Source organism: Clostridium beijerinckii, assembly GCF_036699995.1.
GTDB lineage: Bacteria > Bacillota > Clostridia > Clostridiales > Clostridiaceae > Clostridium > Clostridium helianthi.
On the sequence record NZ_CP144906.1, the window covers coordinates 1,949,668 to 1,970,553 of the forward strand.

Below are 20,886 nucleotides of genomic sequence, written 5' to 3' on the forward strand. Positions count from 1 at the left end.
CGTGGGTTGACAGATGAGCAGATATAGGATAATATATAATTTGTTAATAATCGTCGGATTAAATTAATAAATTAATAATTTTATACTTTAGGGATTAATTTATATAAACAATTTCAATAGAAATATTAAAAAGAATAGTAATATTTAAACAATGAATAGCTGGTTAATTATTTTCTATGTTTTTTGTAAATCTTATTGTCAAATTATTATTTTTTTACAGCGTACACCTTAAGAAAATAAAACTAATACTAGGGGGCTTATTTTATGAAGAAAAAAATTTCTTTACTTTTGGCGCTGGCTATGACAACTACATTTACGCTGGCGGGATGTTCAAAATCAAATACTAAAGCAAATATAGACAGCGATGTTATAAAAATTGGTGTATTTGAGCCAATGACCGGTGCTAACGCAGCTGGTGGACAGCTAGAAGTTGAAGGCGTAAAACTTGCGAACAAGCTCTATCCAACGGTTAATGGAAAAAAAGTTGAGCTGGTTTTTGCAGATAATAAATCAGATAAAGTTGAAGCGGCTAGTGCAGCATCAAATCTTGTGGAACAGGAACAAGTTAATGCAATTATAGGAAGCTGGGGAAGTGGAAACTCTATGGCGGCAGGAGATGTTGTACAAGATGCCAAGGTTCCAGCAGTTGCAGCCTCAGCTACAAATCCTCTTGTAACAGCTGGTAATGATTATTACTTTAGAGTTTGTTTTATAGATCCTTTTCAAGGAACTGTTATGGCAAAATATGCAGCAAATAAATTGCAAGCTAAAAAAGTAGCGTTACTTCAAGAGGTTTCAAGTGATTACTCAGTTGGAATTTGTAAGTTCTTTACCGATGAATTTATAAAGATTACAGGAGATAAAGATGCAATTATAGCTAAAGCTAACTATAATACAGGTGATCAGGATTTTACAGCTCAACTCACAAATATAAAGAGTAGTAATCCAGATGTGATTTTTGCTCCAGGTAATTTTACAGAAGGAGCTATGATAATAAAACAAGCAAGACAGCTTGGAATAACTACTCCAATAATTGGAGGAGATACTTGGGAAACGCCAGAATTTTTAGATATAGGTAAAGAAGATGTTGATGGAACAGTATTTTCTACTTTTTTTGCAAGTGAGACTCCTATAACTAACGAATCAAAAGTCTTTCTTGATGAATATAGAAAAGAATATAATAAAGAACCAGCAGCGGTTTCAGCTTTATCATATGATGCATATCTAGTAATTTTAGATGCAATTAAGAGAGCTAATTCGATAGATCCAGTAAAGATTAGAGATGAAATTGCAAAAACCAAGAATTTTCCTGGTGCTGCAGGAGTAATAACTATAGATCAAAATAACAATGCAGTAAAAGACGCAGTTTTAAAGATAGTTAAAGATGGTAAATTTACTTATCTTGATACAATAAAACCTGAAGAAAATTAATTAGGGGTGAAAATATGACTTTAATGAATTTAAGCACATTTATGCAAAATTTAGCAAATGGTATCTCACTAGGAAGTTTATACGCACTTATAGCTATAGGATATACTATGGTCTATGGAATATTAAAACTTATAAATTTTGCGCATGGAGATATATTTATGATGGCTGCATATTTCGGATTTTTCGGAGTTGCAACATTTGGACTACCTTGGTACTTTGCTTTTATAATTGCAGTGGTTATAACAGCATTCCTTGGAATGGGAATTGAATTCACTGCTTATAGACCGTTAAGAAATGCACCTAAGATTTCAGCTTTAATTTCAGCTATTGGTGTATCCTTCTTACTTGAAAATTTAGCAGTTGTTTTATTTGGAGGAAGACCTAAAGCATTTCCAGATGTAAAGCTATTTACAGATGTAATAGTTATAGGTGGAATTTCAATTCAAAGACTTACTTTTATAATTCCAGTTGTTACAATAGTAATACTATTTGTTTTATTACACTTAGTTAATAATACGAATATTGGTATGGCAATGAGAGCAGCTTCAAAAGATGTTGAAACTGCAAGGCTTATGGGAATAAATGTAAATAAGACAATATCATTTACTTTCGCTATAGGATCGGGATTGGCTGCAGTGGGTTCTATGATGTGGTGTGTAAAATATCCACAAATAGTTGCACTTATGGGAATGATGCCAGGTCTTAAATGTTTTATAGCAGCTGTAATTGGTGGTATAGGAGATATTAAGGGAGCAGTTATTGGTGGTTTTATACTTGGACTAGCTGAAATTATGTTAATTGGGTTCTTCCCTGGACTTACAGGGTATAGAGATGCTTTAGCATTTATACTATTAATCGTAATATTGCTATTTAAGCCTACAGGAATAATGGGCAAAAATTTAACAGAGAAGGTGTAAAAATGAACAATAAAAATAAATTTTTAAATATAGCTCTTATTGCAATTGTATTTTTACTCTTATTTGTTGCAAATAATAGCTTGGACTCTTATAAAATTAGAATCTTAAATTTATGTGCAATATATACAGTTCTTGGACTAAGTTTAAATCTAATAAATGGATTTACAGGATTGTTTTCACTAGGACATGCAGGATTTATAGCAGTAGGTGCTTATACAACTGCATTGCTTACAATGAGCGAAAAAGTTAAAAATCAAAATTTCTTTATGGAACCATTAATGGCGCCTTTTAATCATATATCGGTACCGTTTATTGTAGCTTTGTTAATAGCTGGTCTTTTATCAGCATTTATAGCAGTTTTAATAGGTGCTCCGGCTTTAAGGCTTAAGGGTGACTATTTGGCTATTGTTACTTTAGGATTTGCAGAAATTATAAGAATAGTTATTACTAATATACAAGGTTTAACAAATGGAGCTTTGGGTCTTCGTGGTATTCCTCATATGACAAACCTATATTGGAGCTTTGGAATAGCAATTGTGACAATAATAATATTGCTATCACTTATAAATAGTTCATATGGAAGAGCTCTAAAATCAATTAGAGAAGATGAGATTGCAGCTGAAAGTATGGGAATAAGTTTATTCAAACACAAAGTAATAGGATTTGCTATTGGTGCTTTCTTTGCTGGAGTTGGAGGTGGATTACTTGGGAACTTAATGGGAACAATTGATCCTAATATGTTTAAGTTCAGCCTTACGTTCAATATACTTCTTATAATAGTTATTGGAGGAATGGGAAGCGTTACAGGAACAGTTATATCAGCTTTCATCGTAACAATACTTGGAGAAGCTTTAAGATTTTTGGATATGGAAAAACAATTTGATTTGGGAATCTTTAGCTTTTCGGGAATACCAGGACTTAGAATGGTTATTTTCTCAATTTTGCTTATGATAATAGTACTATTCTTCAGACATGGAATAATGGGAACAAAAGAATTTTCTTGGAAATCAATATTTAAATATTCTAATGATAGACCTCTAGAAAAAGGAGGAGACAAGTAATGACATTATTAAATGTACAAAACGCGACTATGCAGTTTGGAGGACTTACGGCTGTAAAAGACTTTAACCTTCAAATTAATCAAGGAGAAATAATTTCTTTAATTGGACCTAATGGAGCTGGTAAAACTACAGCTTTTAACATGATTACTAATGTTTATACTCCTACTAGAGGAAAAATAATTTTTGATGGTACTAATATTACAGGAATGAGACAAGATAAAATAACGCAAACTGGTATAGCAAGGACATTTCAAAACATAAGACTTTTTAAAGATTTGAGTGTACTTGATAATGTTTTAATAGCAAACCATGTTCATATTAAGTCAAACTGTCTTGAAGCGATGTTAAAGCTTCCTAGGTATAAAAGAGAAGAAAAAGAGATGGTTGAGAAATCTTTAGAGCTTTTAAAAGAGGTAGGTCTTGAAAAGCTAAGAAATGAAAAAGCAAATTCTCTTCCATATGGCATGCAAAGAAAACTTGAAATAGCAAGAGCACTTGCTACTAATCCAAAGCTTCTTCTTCTTGATGAGCCAGCAGCAGGGATGAATCCTACAGAAACTGATGAGCTTACAGATTTTGTTAGAGAAATTAAGGATAAATTCGATTTAACTATATTTATGATAGAGCATCATATGAATATGGTTATGGGTTTATCAGATAGAATACAGGTTTTTGAATATGGAATAACTATAGCTGAAGGTACACCTTCTGAAATACAAAATGATAAAAAGGTTATAGATGCATATTTGGGGGTATCTGAAGATGATTAAAATTGATAATTTAGTAGTCGCTTATGGTGGAATTGAAGCATTAAAAGGAATAAGCTTAGAGGTACCAGAAGGGAAAATTGTAACTTTAGTTGGTGCCAATGGTGCAGGAAAAAGTACTACGCTAAAATCTATAGTAGGTCTAGTTAAACCAAAGAGTGGAACTATAAGTTTTGATGATGGAACTGATTTAACTAAGCTTAATACGGAACTCATGGTGAAAAAAGGTATAGCATTAGTACCAGAAGGAAGAAAAGTTTTTTCAGACCTTACAGTACTAGAAAATTTAAAGATAGGTGCTTATACAAGAAAGGATAAATCAGGTATTCAGGAAGACTTGGAAAAGGTATATTCACTTTTCCCAAGACTTAAGGAGAGAACTTGGCAATTATCGGGAACTCTTTCAGGAGGTGAGCAACAAATGCTCGCCATAGGAAGAGCACTAATGTCAAGACCAAAGTTAATAATGATGGATGAGCCTTCTTTAGGACTTGCACCAATAATCGTAAAAGAATTATTTGGAATTATAAAAAAAATTAATGAAGAAGGCATGACAGTTCTACTAATTGAGCAAAATGCAAATGCAGCTTTAAAAATTGCTGATATTGGTTATATTATGGAAACTGGAAGAATAACACTAAGTGGCTCAGGGCAAGAATTACTTTCTAATGATGAAATTAAAAAAGCTTATCTTGGTGAAGCTTTATAATATGAAAATTTTCGTATTTAAAGAAGAAATGGCAAGTCAGGAAATAACAAAATACTGACTTGTTATTTTTTGCATTTAAGAAATTTATTTTATTCTTATTGCTAAAATGTAGTGTGAAAAAACTATAATTTTTTATACTGTGTATACTGATAAGATTAAATTGATATTTAAATATTAGGGGGAAATATAGATGAAAAGAAAAATTTCATTGCTTTTGGTTATAGCTATGATGACTTCTTTTACTTTAGGAGGTTGTAATTCAAAATCAGGCACAAGAGCTAATGATGATAGTGATGTAATAAAAATAGGTGTATTTGAACCAATGACAGGTGCAAATGCAGCAGGCGGACAGCTAGAAGCAGAAGGTGCAAAACTTGCAAATAAGATTTATCCAACTGTTCTTGGTAAAAAGGTAGAACTAGTTTTTGCAGATAATAAATCTGATAAAGTTGAAGCAGCTAGTGCAGCTGCAAACCTTATTGAGCAGGAGCATGTTAATGCTATTATAGGAAGCTATGGAAGTGGTTTCTCTATGGCAGCAGGTGATATAGTACAGGAAGCTAAGGTTCCAGCTGTAGGTGTAACTTGTACAAACCCTTTAGTAACTGCAGGAAATGATTATTACTTTAGAGTTTGCTTTATTGATCCTTTTCAAGGAACTGTTATGGCAAAATACGCAGCTAATAAGTTAATGGCTAAAAAGGTAGCAATTCTTCAAGAGGTCTCAAGTGATTACTCAGTTGGAATCTGCAAATTCTTTACTGATGAATTCAAAAAGCTAACTGATGATAATAATGCTGTTGTAGCAAAAGCAAATTATAACACAGGAGATCAGGATTTCTCAGCACAGCTTACAAATATTAAAGGAAGCAATCCTGATGTAATATTTGCTCCAGGGAATTTTACAGAAGGAGCAATGATAATAAAGCAGGCAAGGCAACTTGGAATTACAGCCCCAATAATTGGAGCTGATACCTGGGAGACACCGGAATTTTTAGATATAGGTAAAGAGGATGTTGAAGGAACTGTATTTTCAACATTTTTTGCAACTGAGACACCTATAACTGAAGAATCTAAAATTTTTCTTGATGAATATAGAAAACAATATAATAAGGAGCCAGCAGCAGCTACAGCATTAGGGTATGATGCATATCTAGTAATTTTAGATGCAATTAAGAGAGCTAATTCTGTAGATCCAGTTAAAATTAGAGATGAAATAGCAAAAACAAAAGATTTTCCGGGTGCAGCAGGAGTAATAACAATTGATGAAAACAATAATGCAGTAAAAGAAGCTGTTTTAAAGATAGTTAAAGATGGCAAGTTTACTTATCTAGATACAATAAAGCCTGAATAGAATTAAAAATGTAAATACTTTAATAAAATAGATAATGCATATTACAATTAAGTTCCAATATTGTGGTCCTAACTGAATAACTTGATTTATAAGGATTCTAAATGTATACTTAGTATTTAAAGATATATATGATAATAATATTTATAGATAGAGGTAAATTGTTGTATGTTTTTTATAGGTATATTTGGCATTGAAAATAAAAATAAAGAAATAAAGATTTTAGACAATTTAAACTGTAAAAAATGTAATAAAGTTTTTCGGGGAAAGCTGATAAAAAATTTTAATTATTTTCATTTTTTCTTTATTCCCATTTTTAAGTGGAATATAAAATATTATATAATATGTGATGGATGTGGAACTAACTTTAGTATTTCAGTGAACAAAGGAAAAGCCATTGAGAATAACGAACCTGTAAATATAACTTATTGGGATCTTGAGGAGCTAGAAAGCAGTAATTATAGAGATAATTATAATAGTGGTATATGCAGGAACTGTGGTATGGAAGTTGACCCAAGTTTTCAATTTTGTCCTCATTGTGGGAATAGGATTAAATTTTAAATTAAAAAAAATCAAGTAGCCGTTGTAGCTACTTGATTTTTTTTCTCTAATTAAAAGTTTCACAAAATCACGTTGATTCGAGTAAATATTGATAGAGAAATCTTTAACTATAGAAATATATTGTAATAGTTATTGAAATGGAATAACGTGGGTTTTATAATATATAATGATAGAATAGGTTTCTAATTCCAAAAGTCAAAATTGACATTAAGATAATAATATATTAAAGAATTAGTGATTATGAAAGAGGATATTAAATGGTTAATTATATAATATTTCTTGCAATGTTTTTAACAGCATTTGTTTCGGCGCAATTATGCATATTTTTATTTTATAAAAAAAGAAGAATACATTTAAACGGTCTTTTAGGTGTTATTTTAAGTGTTTTTATATATAGTTTATTTTATTCTTTTGAATTAATATGCCCTAATTTAACCTTTATGAAATTGTTTACTGGGATAGAGTATATAGGAATAGCATCCATTCCGGCTTTTTGGGTTATCATGGCTCTAGAGTATACTAATAAAAGTAGGTATATTACTAAAAAGCTCTATATGTTGTTATTTTCTTTGCCTACGGTATTAGTGGCATTAAATATTACTAATGACTATCATCATCTATTTTATAAAAGTTACACAGTTGACATTGCAGATAATCTATATATTGCAAATCTTAAACCAGGCATTGTATATGTTATATGCGTAATTTTTGTAAATGTATGCTTCATAGTAGGGAATAGTCTGTATTTAATTTTTTATAGAAAAGAAAACAGTTTATATAAAAAGAGAAGTTTTAAAATCATGCTTACATCATTTATTCCTTGGGTTGGATATTGGATATACATGTCAAGGATTACGTCTATAAGAATAGATATAGTTCCAATTTTTATGGGAGTATTTTGTTTGATATATACATACGCTTTGTTTAAATCAAATATCTTTGAAACAGCTACTATTGCTAGACATGTTATTTTTGATAATATTTCTGAAGCAATATTAGTGTTAGACCAAGAAAATAAAATAATAGATATGAATAATATAGCAGAGAAAATTTTTAATATAAAATCAAAGCTAGCAATAGGACAAGACGTATGCACAGAATTTAAAGAGTATCAGGAAATTATTCAATATATATATGAAGAAAAAGAAACTAGTTTCAACTGTGAAATTAAAATAAAGAACAAACTCTATTATTTTAAAGGAAAACTTACACTAATTAATAATAATAGAGGGAAGGGGAAAGTTATTGTTTTGAGTGATAATACTGAACAAGTTTTAATGATTAAGAAACTTGAATACTACGGCATCACTGATGTTTTGACAGGAGTATATAATAGAAAGTATTTCTATAAAATTGCAAAAGAAAAAATTGAAGCTTGTTCGGATAAGAAACATATGTCTCTATTAATGATGGATATAGATAAATTTAAAACTATTAATGATACTTATGGGCATCCTATAGGCGATATTGTTTTAAAAAAGGTAATGAATATTTGTAAAGAATTATTGGGGAAAAAATATTATATAGGAAGATATGGGGGAGAGGAATTTTTAATTTTACTAGATAATGCTAATTCAGAAAAAGCTTTAGAAATTGGTGAAACAATAAGGAGAAGGATTGAAAATTTAGAAATACTCCATGACAATAAATGTATAAAAATAACATCTTCTTTTGGGATATTTACATCAGTTAGAGAAAGAGATTTGGAAAATATGATTAAATTTGCAGATAAAGCTTTGTATGAAGCGAAGAGTTTAGGAAGAAATAGGGTTTCTATAAAAATGGGGAATAGTTAGATTATTATAAATGGTGTAGCACATTGATTATTACAAAGTAAAAAAACTTTAAATAGTTATTATAATACTATTTAAAGTTTTTCTATTTTAAGATATTTAATTAAAAAATTCATGAACTAAAAATACATTTTTAGTTTTTGTTTGCTTCAAATCTATCAACATGTAATATAGAAGGAAATAATTTCATCCATAGCATTACAACTGCTATAGTTCCAATGCCTCCAATAAGAGCAGCGGGAACAGTCCCGAATAAAGACGCTGTAATTCCTGATTCAAATTCACCAAGCTGATTAGAAGTTCCTATGAATATCATATTTACAGAGCTAACCCGTCCTCTCATATAATCTGGAGTATTAAGTTGAACAAGCGTAGATCGTATAACAACGCTAATTACATCGGAAGCACCTAAAATCAAAAGAGCAATGAAAGATATTATAACAGATCTAGATATTGCAAAAGCTATAGTAGACAAACCGAAGAATATAACAGCTATGAACATTGTCTTTCCTACCTTGTGTTTTAATGGTTTTCTTGCAAGATAAGCAGACATTAATAATGCTCCAACGGCAGGAGCAGATCTTAGTATTCCTAAACCAAAAGAACCTATCATTAGAATGCTACTTGCGTAAATTGGAAGTAAGGCAGTTGCGCCACCAAACAATACTGCAAATAAATCTAGTGATATCGCCCCAAGTATTATAGGTCTGCTCTTTATAAAAGATATTCCTGCGAATAAAGATTTTATAGTAGTTGGCTCAGATTTAAATTTTTCTTTCTTGATTGAAATCTGATATATAAGAATGCCTGATATTAAATATAAGATACCAGTTAATAAAAAAACTAGTGTTGGGCCAAAAGAATATAAAATTCCACCAACAGCTGGTCCTATAATAACTGCAAATTCTGAAACTGAAGACATTAAAGCAGAAGCTCTCGGGAAAATCTCCTTACTAACAATATTAGGCAATAAAGCTTGCATTGGTGGGCCTTCAAAAGAATGAGCTACCGCTATAAAGAAAATGAGAATTAAAAACCGTTCTTTAGTAATTAACTCATTATAATTCCCAAAAGCCATAATAAAAATAAACACGCTTTGAGTTACTTGGCTTAAGGTTACTATTCTTCTGCGATCATACCTATCCGATATATGTCCGACAAAAAGAGAGAGAAAAAGCATTGGTAAAAACTGAACTAGTCCAACAAGACCTAAATAAAATGCCGAATGAGTTAATGAATACATCTGCCATCCAATAGCAACTGTAATCATTTGATATGCGAAATTAGTGGATACACGTGCTGTCATTAATAGTCTTAATGATTTATTTTTGAGCAAAGCAGAATTATCTTTAGTTGAAATCATTATATTTCAGAACCTTTCTGTATATAGATTATTATGGCTAAATGAACATTCATAAACATAAGTAAATTATAGGTTTATAATATATTAAATAGCATTATTAATAGTATATAACGGAGAAGAACACGTATCAAGTTAATAATGGAATTATTTTCTTCCTATTCTATAAGTAAAGCCATAAACTCTTAAAATTTTTAAGGAATCTATTAAATGGATTGTGTGATTTGATATAAAAAATAAATTTATTAACATAAAATTTATTGGTTAAAAATTAGCTTTGGGTTAAGATATAATAAGGCAAAAAATTCGAAATTGATGGAGAATAAAATGGAAAAAAGTTATTTTGAAAAAGAATTCATCAACTGTAAATAATTATTTATGTTAAAAATATGATAAAATAAACATTAATCTAGTATTAAATATTATTAATACACATAAGAGGAGGATGTAATATGAGTTTTGGAAATCTTCAGAAGATAAGTAATGGAAAGAGAACTTTTGGGATAACTCCACATATTCCAGGCGGTTTTATTACTGTGGAGACTATGCAAAAAATTGTGGATGTAGCAAAAAAATATAATGGTATATTAAAAATAACTTCAGGACAAAGGATATTAATAACTAATCTTAAGCAAGAAGACTTAGAAAGCATTTGGAATGAACTTGGAATGGAGCCAGCAGTTAAAACACAAAATTCAGTTAAGAATGTTGAAATATGTCCGGCTGGATACTGTAAAAGATCTAAATATAACACAATTGGGACAGGAATGAAACTTTCAAGAAAATATCAATGGATGGAAATGCCATGTAGGACTAAAATAGGAGTAGCAGGCTGTAGGAATGCTTGTGGAAGCGTTTATAGTAAAGATATTGGAGTAATAGCAGATAAAACTGGATTCATTGTTGCAGCAGGGGGATCAGGAGGTTATAATCCAAGAATGTCAGATATCATTGCTAAAGATATAACAGAAAGCCAAGCATTGAGTTTAGTGGATAATATTTTTGAATATTATATAGAAAATGCAGAAGCAGGAGAAAAGTTGGGATTTTTTATTGATAGAATCGGAATTGAGAAATTTAATCAAGAGGTTCTAAAAGGTATAGACATATAAATTCCTTATAAATAATTTAGACTTATATAGATAATACCTAAAGAGTTTTTTAAACAAGGTAGAATTTTGATTAAATAAAAAAATTAATTCACGGGGGAATAATGAAAAAAATAAAAGCGGTGTTATTTGACATGGATGGAGTTATATTCGATACAGAGAGAGTATACTTAGAGACTTGGAGAAAGATTTTTAAGAAGTATGGATATAATATGAGTGATGATGTTTATATTTCTGTAATGGGAAGAGGTCGGAAAAACGTAATCAAGAAATTTTTAGAGTTATATGGAGAAGACTTGCCTATAACACAAATGTATGAAGAAAAAGATAAGGAATTAAAGAATGCAGTAGAAAGTGGTCAAGTTGCTATTAAGGAAGGCGCGAAGGAAATTTTAGAGTTTCTAAAAGAGAGAGGATATAGAATAGCTCTTGCGACATCGGCTAAAAGAGAACGAGCCAATATTCAGTTTAGAAATACTGATATAAAAGAAGATTTTGATGTTATGGTTTATGGTGATGATGTAGTAAAAGCCAAACCAGATCCAGAAATATTTCTAAAGGCGGCTAAAAAGCTTTGTGTAAATCCTGAAGATTGTATTGTTATAGAGGATTCTGCTGCAGGTATTGAAGGAGCCTATAAAGCTAAAATGATAGGAATACATGTAGAAGATCTTAAGAAAGCCGACAGTGATATACTAAAGTATTGTCATATAAGCTTTGAGAATCTACTAGATATTAAGGCGTACTTAAGTAAGAATATTGATAGGTAATAATTAATATATTCAGAATTTACGCTAAATTGTGTTTTTATAAATATTTATTATCTTACTATTTTGATAAAATGCGGTACATAGCTTGGAGATTATTCTAAAATAATACTTATTTTAGACAACAAATTTATTAATAATAAATTTGTTGTCTTTTTTTATAAAATAATCATATAATATTTAATAATTTTCTATAAATATATGTTATAATAGATTGGCGACGCATAAAATAGAGAGCTTCGTATTTATCTCGTTATTAACTTAAGGGGGAGGATAATAAGTTTATTATTAAACGTGTTAAGAAAGTTTTATTAACTTGAAGAATTCGCGAAATATGGTGTATCATATATATGGATTTTCTTTATTAAAATAGTGCGTTAATAGATACAATAGATTATTATGCGACGGTTTTGTTAAAAATAATAAACAATTACACTAAATAATATATATTTTATATGATTAGATTTGAAAATAAAAAGAAGACAAAATGTTAAGGAGTGAATATTATGGGAGATAATAAAAAATCTTTTATACAAAGTGCATTAGGCTCAGTTTTTTCTGTTTTTAGCGAAGATGAATTAAAAGAACTGTCAAACGGCAGAAAAATTGCTATATGTGGAAAAGTTAACAATCCAGGGATAATAGAAGTTCCAGAAGGGGCTACCCTTAATGAAATAATACAATTATGTGGTGGGCTTATAAACAAAAGTAACTTTAAAGCAGCTCAAATAGGACTTCCTTTCGGTGGTTTTTTAACAGAGGATAGCTTAGATAAAGAATTTGATTTTGGAATATTTTATGAAAATATTGCAAGAACAATTATTGTTTTATCACAAGAAGACTGTATTATCCAGTTTGAAAAATTTTATATAGAATACTTACTAGCAAAAATTAAAGATGGATCTTATAAGAACTATGAGGTTGTTAAAGAGGACATAACTGAAATGTTTAACATATTAAACAGAATAAGTAAAGGTGTGTCTAATATGCGTGAGATTTATCTTTTGAGAAATCTTGCAGTGACAGTGAAAAGTAAGATGAACCAAAAGCATAATATCATGGAAGAAATAATAGATAAATTCTATGAAGAAATTGAAGAACATATAGAAGAAAAGAAGTGTTATACATCACAATGTAACCATTTAGTAAAACTAACAATTACTAAAAAGTGTATTGGATGTGGAGCTTGCAAAAGAGCATGTCCTGTTGATTGTATAGATGGAGAATTAAAAAAGAAACATGAAATAGATTATAATAGATGTACACATTGTGGCGCATGTGTGTCTGCATGTCCTGTTGATGCAATAAGTGCAGGAGATAATACTATGTTATTTCTTAGAGATTTAGCGACACCTAATAAGGTTGTAATTACTCAGATGGCACCAGCAGTTAGAGTTGCGATAGGTGAAGCTTTTGGCTTTGAACCAGGAGAGAATGTTGAAAAGAAAATAGCAGCAGGTCTTAGAAAACTAGGAGTAGATTATGTGTTTGATACAAGCTGGGGAGCTGATTTAACAATAATGGAAGAAGCAGCAGAACTTCAAGAAAGACTTGAAAGACATCTAGCTGGAGATGAGAGTGTAAAACTTCCAATTCTTACTTCATGTTGTCCTTCATGGATTAAATTTATAGAGCAGAATTATGGAGATATGTTAGATGTTCCTTCTTCAGCTAAATCTCCAATGGAGATGTTTGCTATAGTGGCTAAAGAAATATGGGCAAAAGAGAAGGGTCTTTCAAGAGATGAAGTTACTTCAGTTGCTATTATGCCATGTATTGCAAAGAAGTATGAAGCTTCAAGAGCGGAATTTTCAGTAGATATGAATTATGATGTTGATTATGTAATCACAACAAGAGAACTTATTAAAATATTTGAAAATTCAGGAATAAACTTAAAAGAAATTGAAGATGAAGAAATAGATACAGTTATGGGAGAATATACTGGAGCTGGAATTATCTTTGGTAGAACAGGTGGAGTTATAGAAGCAGCTACAAGAACAGCTCTTGAAAAGATGACTGGAGAAAGATTTGATAATATAGAATTTGAAGGCCTTAGAGGTTGGGATGGATTCAGAGTTTGCGAACTTGAAGCTGGAGATATAAAATTAAGAATAGGTGTTGCTCACGGACTTAGGGAAGCAGCTAAGATGTTAGATAAAATAAGATCAGGAGAAGAATTCTTCCATGCAATAGAAATAATGGCTTGTGTAGGTGGATGCATCGGCGGTGGTGGTCAACCTAAAACAAAGGGAAATAAGCAAGCAGCATTGCAAAAAAGAGCAGAAGGATTGAATAATATAGATAGATCAAAGACACTTAGAAGATCAAATGAAAATCCAGAAGTACTTGCTATATATGAAAAATATTTAGATCATCCATTAAGTAATAAAGCTCATGAATTACTCCATACAGTATATTTCCCAAGAGTAAAAAAAGATTAGAACATGAATTTGAGTGTGATTTAAAATTATGGAAAAACCTCGATGTTAAATATCGAGGTTTTTCTTAAAATTATATTAAAATATAGAATATATCATTTTTTACAGTTTATTATTTGAAAGAGCATTTTTATAATTTTCTTTACATATGCAATTGAAATTTATAAAATGAATGTGTACGTGTTTTTCATATGATTATGAGTATATTTAAATATTCTTTATGTAATGTTAAATTTTATTATATATTTAATAAGTATCTTTCATTAAAATATTTTGAGAAAAAATCGGATTCAATTATATATAATACATTTATATTTTGTATAATGAAATTATGCAAGTTATAGCATAAAGAATAGTGTTTGTTTATATATCTCTAGCTATTTTAATTTACTTATTTAAGCCAAGTAATATTAATATTTTATCATCTAATAAATAGATCAAATAATATTATTATGAAATTTTATTTAAAATAAATAAAAGAGATTATATAATTATTATCAATTGATAACGAGGTGGATGTTGGCTATTAATTTTTTAGTAGTAAGATAACATAATTTGAAGTGATTCAAGAAATACTACAATTGTTAAAATAAGGTGAGTAATATTAAAATTAGGTTAAGTTTTTTAAAAAGAGTTTAAAAGTGTTACAAAATAGAATATACTTGTTACTGGATTATGATATTTAACAATATGTCGAATATTTATATTTTATAGGGAGATGTGATAATATGTTTAATTTAAATCCAAAAGAAGATAAGTTCTATAAAATGTTTATAGAAGCTGCACAAAATGTAGAGGAAGGTGCAAAAGTATTAAGAGAAAGCCTAAACTCATTATCCAATATTGAACTTAATGTTAGCAAGATCGAAGAATTAGAACATAACGGTGATAGATTAGTAAATGTTATGGTTAAAGAATTAAATGATTCATTTATAACTCCTTTTGATAGAGAAGATATTTATCTATTGATTAAAAGGTTAGATGATATTTTAGATTTAATCAACTCAACAATACATAGATTTGTAATGTTTAACGTTACTAAAAGTACAGAACCAGCAAAATATTTAGCTGATATGATAATAAAGTGTACAAAACTCATATCTGAATTAATGGATGAACTTCATTTAATAGGTGGCAAAAATAGCATAAATCAAAAAATACTAACAATAAACCAAATAGAAAGTGAAGTAGATCGTTTATTTAGAAATACAGTAGGTGATTTGTTTAGAAATGAAAAAGATCCTATAGAAATTATAAAATGGAAAGAAATATATCAAATATTAGAAAACACTATTGATAAGTGTGAAAAAATTGCAAATATTGTAGAGGGAGTTGTCATTAAGAATGTTTAGTACTATGACTATAACAGTATTAATAGTAATTACAGTATTAATATTTGACTTTATCAATGGATTCCATGATACAGCAACAGCGGTAGCTACTTCTATAACAACAAGGGCACTTAAACCGCAAACAGCTATAGTAATATGTGCAATTTTTAATTTCATTGGTGCATTCGCAGGAACAGCGGTTGCAAAAACTGTAGGAGAAAACATAGTAAGTCATAATTCTATGCCTCAATGGGTTATATTAGGAGTTTTAATTTCAGCAATAATATGGAACATAATAACATGGTATTTTGGTATTCCAAGTAGTTCATCTCATGCGTTAATAGGTGCACTAGTTGGTGGCGGAATAGCTTATAATTTGAGATTTGATGTAGTAAATTGGTATAATCTTTTTCATGATGTAGTAATATGGATATTTATTGCACCAATTATTGGTTTCACAGTTGGATACATATTAATGATATTGCTGAATTGGATATTAAAGCCATTTAAGCCTGGAATAATAAATAAAATCTTTTTGAAATTACAAGTTGTTGCTGGTTCACTTATGGCATTAAATCATGGAAGTAATGATGCTCAAAAGTCTATGGGATTAATAACTATGGCGTTATTAAGTGGTGGACTTATCAGCACATTTGAAGTGCCAACATGGGTTATAGCATGTTGTGCTATAGCTATGGCTCTTGGAACAGCATCTGGAGGAAAAAAAATTATCAAAACAATGGGAAGTGGAATGGCAAAATTAACACCAGTAAATGGATTTGCGGCTCAAACAGGAGGCGCAGCTGTAATATTTTTAGCAACACTATTTCACGCTCCAGTAAGTACAACTCACATTATTTCAACAACTGTAATGGGAGTAGGAGCCTCTAAAAGAATTAAATCTGTAAAGTGGGGAGTTGCTCAAAATATAGTTTGGGCTTGGATTTTAACTATTCCAATAACAGCAGCTCTTTCAGCATTTATTATATTTATAGCTAAGCTGTTTATGTAAGCATTTGAGCAATAAGCTCGAGACGCTTATGCTAAAATCATATATATGCAATAAATGATATTTTAAAATAATAAACCTATAGATTTCATATAACTGAGATTTATAGGTTTATTTTTATATTATATGAATAATTTATTAATATAAAGATAATCAATGTAATATTATATGGAGGCAGAATGAGCAGTTTGACTTATGAAGAGTTGATACTTCTAGACAATCTGATATATTTGAAATGGGATATAAAAGAAAACGAAAAACTTATAAATCTTGTAGATAATTTATTGAAAAGTGATAATTTTGACTATCTTATGAACGCTATTGGAGATTGTATAATAAGAATGGATACAAAAGAATGGATAATGATATTAAATCAAATAAAAGTTAAACCAAATTTAAAGAATCTAAGAATTAAAAATGTAAATAGTTATAATAATGGAATGGAGTATGCATGTTTCTTAAGCGAAGAGGGAAATGCAACAGTAATTTTTAGGGGAACAGCTACAACAAAAGAGTGGAATGATAATGGCAAAGGTGCTTATGAATATGATACACTGGAACAAATAGAGGCCTTAAAATATATAAATAGCCTTGAATATAGTGATATTACGGTTACTGGCCATTCTAAGGGAGGGAACAAGGCTCAATACGTATCAATATTTTCTCCTAAGGTAAGTAAATGTGTTTCTATTAATGGACAAGGATTTTCAAAAGAGTTTATAAGTAGGTATGAAGAAGAGATTAGCAAAAACAAGGAAAAGATTATATCTATAAATGCAAAATATGATTATGTAAACTGTTTATTTAATTCGATATCAGAAAAGAATATATATATAAAAACCGATATTCAGATTAACCCATTTGATTACCATAAGGCAAGTGTGCTTTTAGACGAAAATGGCAATTTAAGAGATGAGACAAACGAAGCTGAATTTTCAAAAATAATTAATTACTTTTCTTCTAGTATAATATCAAATTTGCCCGATAATTTAAGATATTTAGTGATAGATGGCATAGTTAATGTAATAGAGCTCATATTGTGTAGGACGGATGGTAAGGATAATCTATTTAAATCATTAGGTGAATATTTAATAATGTTTTGCCATGATGATTGTTCTAACTATAAAGAATTTTTTAGTATAGGATATGCTGTATCAGAGATATTAATATTACCATTATTCTTTTGGAAGGATTTTGTTATTATAGAGGAAAGCAATTCAAAGGAATTGCTTAATAATGTAGTAGTAAGAATGAAGTTATTAGAAAGTATGGCGGTAAAAAAATTGCAAATAATAGATAAGAGCCAAATAGAGTTAATACAGAGCATGTCGAGTTCAGTTGATGAGCTAATATATAGGATTGAGAATGAAATTTAGAGGTATAAAAAATAGTATTGAAAGAAATGGAGTAAATAAATGATTAAAAATTTATTGACATTATCGGGTTTTGCTTTAATCTCTACATTAATATATCTAGATAATAAAATTATAAAATTATCTAAATATGAAATAAAAAGTAATAAGATTCCAAAAGAATTTAATAAATTTAAAATAGTTCATTTATCAGATTTTCATAACTATAATTTTATCGGGAAAGATAATTCCCAAGTAATTAAAAAAATTCATGCTGAAGCTCCAAATATTATCGTTATGACTGGAGACATGGTTAATAAATATGATAAAGACTTTAGTATTTTTTTTAAGTTAGCAGAAACTTTGAGTAAAAGTTATAAAATATATTATATTATAGGTAACCATGAACAGAGATTAAAAAAGCACGATTTAGATTTTATCATAAAAAGGCTGAGTGAATTTAATATAACTATATTAAATGATGAAAAAATCACTATTGAAGAAAAGGGTAGTTGTCTTAATATTTATGGAATAAATATCCCTCTTTCATTTTATAAAACAAGAAATAGGCCGTCAAATATAGAAGAAGTAATTGGAAAAGTATTGAAAAGGTGCGATTCCGAAGAATATAATATATTATTAGCTCACAATCCGCTATATTTTAAAGCATATACAAAATTTGATATAGATTTAGTTTTATCAGGACATGTTCATGGAGGAATGATCAGATTACCATTTATAGGTGGAATACTTTCTCCAGAAAGAAAATTTTTCCCCAAGTATAAAAGTGGAATTTATGCAATAGATATGAAAAAGCTTATTGTAAGTAGAGGAATGGGACATAGTAAACCTGGTATAAGATTATTTAATATGCCAGAAATATTAAGCATAACTTTAAGAAATGAATCCTAGAAATTTGAAAATTTTTTAGAGTAAACTTAGTTATTTTATTTTGCTAATGCGTCTAAAGATGGTTGTAAGAAGATTCTAAATATCTCTGCTACTGTATAAAATCATAACAGATACAAAGACTAAATATATCATAATTTTAATTAAAAACTGGAGGGAAAATATATGGGAAATAAAATGGTAGAATTTTTAGCGGAAATTACTGAAAGATCATTGCAAATTACTTCAGATATATTAGTTTTGCAATTTACTATTGTTAATTCGTGCATTATAAGCAGTAGTGATAGTAAGTGGGTGATTGTAGACACTGGACTTGAGAATTCAGCTGAGTATATTATTAAATGTGCAGAAAATAAATTTGGAAAAGGAAGCTCGCCAGAAGCTATAATTCTTACTCATGGACATTTTGATCATGTTGGTTCTGTTATTAAATTGGCGGAGTATTACGATGTTCCAGTATATATTCATGAGCTTGAAATTCCGTATATAACTGGGAAAAAGGATTATCCATTAGCAGATCCTACTGTAGATGAAGGATTGGTGGCAAAAATATCAAGGACTTTTCCTCATACAAGTATTGATTTAGGAAAATATGCAGTTCCGCTTCCTAAGGATTATAGTGTACCTGGATTGGATGGATGGACATATATTCATACACCAGGACATTCAGAAGGGCATATTTCATTATTCAATGAGAAAAATAGAGTCCTTATTGTTGGCGATGCTTTTGCAACAGTGAAACAAGAATCTATAATGTCTGTCTTAACTCAAAGAGAACACATAGATGGTCCGCCTAAATATCTAACTACAGACTGGAAGAAAGCAGAAGAATCTGTAAAATTACTTTGGGAGTTAAAACCCAATTTGGCGATTCCAAGTCATGGAAAACCTATGGAAGGGAGCGAACTTAGGGAGCATCTAAAATATCTCATAGATAATTTTTATGAAATTGCAAAGCCTGAGCAAGGAAAATTTGTTTAATTTGATTATTTATACAGTATTGGAAGTATCATTTATATACTAATTAATATTACATATAAAAAATATAATATATTTTTATAAGGTGGGAACAATATAATTACACCCAAATAAAATTAATTTTTTAATTTAAGGAGGTAATTATTTATGGTACATGATAAAGAACATTCAGCAAAAGAGGGTTCTAATAACAGAAGTATAGGTGGATGGATTGTAAGATTGGTTTTAACAGTTGTAGTTTTAGGTATAACATCTTTCTTAACACCTGGCTTTACTATTACAGGAATGTGGTCATTTTTAATAGCAGCGGTGGTAATAAGTGTAATAGATTATCTAGTAGAAGCGTTTATGGGTGTCGATGCATCACCTTTCGGAAGAGGTCTAAAAGGATTTTTCATAGCAGCAATAATATTATATGTGGCTCAATTTTTTGTTCCAACTATGGCAGTATCTATCCTTGGAGCAATTATAGCTGCTTTGGTTATCGGTATATTAGATGCAGTATTACCTGGTAAAGTAATGTAAGTACTTAATAAATAATAATATTTTCACAATATTAGGGATGATTATTTTATAATCATCCCTATAATTTTATATCTTGTTTTTTATAAAACATAAATATATAATTTTATATTATTTAGTGTTGAAAAAGGAGAATTTTATGGATATAAATCATATACATCATATTGCGATAATTGCATCTAATTATGAAGTGTCAAAAAACTTTTATGTAAATATATTAGGATTTAAAATAATACGAGAGAATTATAGGAAAGATAGAGATTCATATAAGCTAGATTTAAAGATAGGAAATAGTGAAATTGAACTTTTTTCTATGCCAAGTGCGCCTAAGAGACCATCATATCCAGAAGCATGTGGCCTGAGGCATTTAGCTTTCCATGTAAAAGATATCGAGGAAGTAATAAGGGAGTTAAATGAAAAAGGAATTGAAACAGAGCCAATTAGAATAGATGAATATACAAATAGAAAATTTACTTTTTTTAGTGATCCAGATGGTCTGCCATTAGAATTGCATGAATAAG

Annotated in this window: 19 protein-coding genes; 18 read left to right on the forward strand and 1 reads right to left on the reverse strand. The window is 29.5% G+C overall.

Going from position 1 to position 20,886, the window contains the following annotated elements; genetic code table 11:
- Window positions 1–264 precede the first annotated feature (264 nt).
- The 8 genes from PZA12_RS09140 to PZA12_RS09175 all read left to right on the forward strand — a co-directional run bounded on the left by PZA12_RS09140 (window position 265) and on the right by PZA12_RS09175 (window position 8,593).
- Complete coding sequence (locus PZA12_RS09140) at window positions 265–1,431, forward strand: ABC transporter substrate-binding protein (protein WP_017212966.1); 1,167 nt, start codon at window positions 265–267, stop codon at window positions 1,429–1,431.
- A gap of 14 nt (window positions 1,432–1,445) precedes the next feature.
- Window positions 1,446–2,348, forward strand: coding sequence for a branched-chain amino acid ABC transporter permease (locus PZA12_RS09145; protein ID WP_011969087.1), 903 nt, complete (start codon window positions 1,446–1,448; stop codon window positions 2,346–2,348).
- Window positions 2,349–2,350: 2 nt separating this feature from the next.
- Window positions 2,351–3,409: a branched-chain amino acid ABC transporter permease gene (locus PZA12_RS09150; protein WP_077837082.1), complete on the forward strand. Its 1,059-nt coding sequence runs from the start codon at window positions 2,351–2,353 to the stop codon at window positions 3,407–3,409.
- Entirely contained in the window at window positions 3,409–4,179 is a 771-nt protein-coding gene (locus PZA12_RS09155; protein ID WP_078117105.1) for an ABC transporter ATP-binding protein, read from the forward strand. Before PZA12_RS09150 ends, PZA12_RS09155 begins: the two co-directional genes overlap by 1 nt.
- The gene (locus tag PZA12_RS09160; protein WP_077841672.1) at window positions 4,172–4,885 is read left to right on the forward strand and encodes an ABC transporter ATP-binding protein; all 714 of its coding nucleotides are present in this window, start codon (window positions 4,172–4,174) and stop codon (window positions 4,883–4,885) included. The genes PZA12_RS09155 and PZA12_RS09160 overlap by 8 nt, the downstream gene beginning before the upstream one ends.
- 190 nt (window positions 4,886–5,075) lie before the next feature.
- On the forward strand, window positions 5,076–6,239 hold the full coding sequence (locus tag PZA12_RS09165) for an ABC transporter substrate-binding protein (protein WP_103698887.1): 1,164 nt from the start codon (window positions 5,076–5,078) through the stop codon (window positions 6,237–6,239).
- A 165-nt stretch (window positions 6,240–6,404) separates the two neighbouring features.
- A complete protein-coding gene (locus PZA12_RS09170) occupies window positions 6,405–6,797 on the forward strand; it encodes a zinc ribbon domain-containing protein (protein ID WP_078117103.1) in 393 nt (130 codons plus the stop codon).
- 257 nt (window positions 6,798–7,054) lie between these two features.
- Window positions 7,055–8,593 carry a histidine kinase N-terminal 7TM domain-containing diguanylate cyclase gene (locus tag PZA12_RS09175; protein WP_077837077.1) on the forward strand — a complete coding sequence of 513 codons (1,539 nt, stop codon included), beginning with the start codon at window positions 7,055–7,057 and terminating at the stop codon, window positions 8,591–8,593.
- A gap of 130 nt (window positions 8,594–8,723) precedes the next feature.
- Here PZA12_RS09175 and PZA12_RS09180 read toward each other — a convergent pair whose 3' ends face one another.
- Window positions 8,724–9,953 carry an MFS transporter gene (locus PZA12_RS09180; RefSeq protein ID WP_078117102.1) on the reverse strand — a complete coding sequence of 410 codons (1,230 nt, stop codon included), beginning with the start codon at window positions 9,951–9,953 and terminating at the stop codon, window positions 8,724–8,726.
- Window positions 9,954–10,402: 449 nt separating this feature from the next.
- Between PZA12_RS09180 and PZA12_RS09185 the strand changes: the two genes are divergently transcribed.
- The 10 genes from PZA12_RS09185 (at window position 10,403) to PZA12_RS09230 (ending at window position 20,885) form a co-directional block, all read left to right on the forward strand.
- Entirely contained in the window at window positions 10,403–11,062 is a 660-nt protein-coding gene (locus PZA12_RS09185) for a nitrite reductase (RefSeq protein ID WP_077841668.1), read from the forward strand.
- 101 nt (window positions 11,063–11,163) lie between these two features.
- Window positions 11,164–11,829 (forward strand): HAD family hydrolase, encoded by a 666-nt coding sequence (locus PZA12_RS09190; RefSeq protein ID WP_078117101.1) that lies wholly within the window; start codon window positions 11,164–11,166, stop codon window positions 11,827–11,829.
- 503 nt (window positions 11,830–12,332) lie between these two features.
- Entirely contained in the window at window positions 12,333–14,267 is a 1,935-nt protein-coding gene (locus tag PZA12_RS09195; protein WP_077837073.1) for a [FeFe] hydrogenase, group A, read from the forward strand.
- Window positions 14,268–14,992: 725 nt separating this feature from the next.
- Window positions 14,993–15,616 (forward strand): DUF47 domain-containing protein, encoded by a 624-nt coding sequence (locus PZA12_RS09200; RefSeq protein ID WP_077837072.1) that lies wholly within the window; start codon window positions 14,993–14,995, stop codon window positions 15,614–15,616.
- Window positions 15,609–16,607, forward strand: coding sequence for an inorganic phosphate transporter (locus PZA12_RS09205; RefSeq protein WP_077837071.1), 999 nt, complete (start codon window positions 15,609–15,611; stop codon window positions 16,605–16,607). Before PZA12_RS09200 ends, PZA12_RS09205 begins: the two co-directional genes overlap by 8 nt.
- 176 nt (window positions 16,608–16,783) lie before the next feature.
- Window positions 16,784–17,980, forward strand: coding sequence for an Mbeg1-like protein (locus PZA12_RS09210; protein WP_078117100.1), 1,197 nt, complete (start codon window positions 16,784–16,786; stop codon window positions 17,978–17,980).
- Window positions 17,981–18,019: 39 nt separating this feature from the next.
- The gene (locus PZA12_RS09215; protein ID WP_078117099.1) at window positions 18,020–18,868 is read left to right on the forward strand and encodes a metallophosphoesterase; all 849 of its coding nucleotides are present in this window, start codon (window positions 18,020–18,022) and stop codon (window positions 18,866–18,868) included.
- Window positions 18,869–19,030: 162 nt separating this feature from the next.
- Complete coding sequence (locus PZA12_RS09220) at window positions 19,031–19,846, forward strand: MBL fold metallo-hydrolase (RefSeq protein WP_103698888.1); 816 nt, start codon at window positions 19,031–19,033, stop codon at window positions 19,844–19,846.
- A gap of 144 nt (window positions 19,847–19,990) precedes the next feature.
- Window positions 19,991–20,368: a phage holin family protein gene (locus tag PZA12_RS09225; protein WP_077837067.1), complete on the forward strand. Its 378-nt coding sequence runs from the start codon at window positions 19,991–19,993 to the stop codon at window positions 20,366–20,368.
- Window positions 20,369–20,504: 136 nt separating this feature from the next.
- Complete coding sequence (locus tag PZA12_RS09230; protein ID WP_077843247.1) at window positions 20,505–20,885, forward strand: VOC family protein; 381 nt, start codon at window positions 20,505–20,507, stop codon at window positions 20,883–20,885.
- Window position 20,886 lies beyond the last annotated feature (1 nt).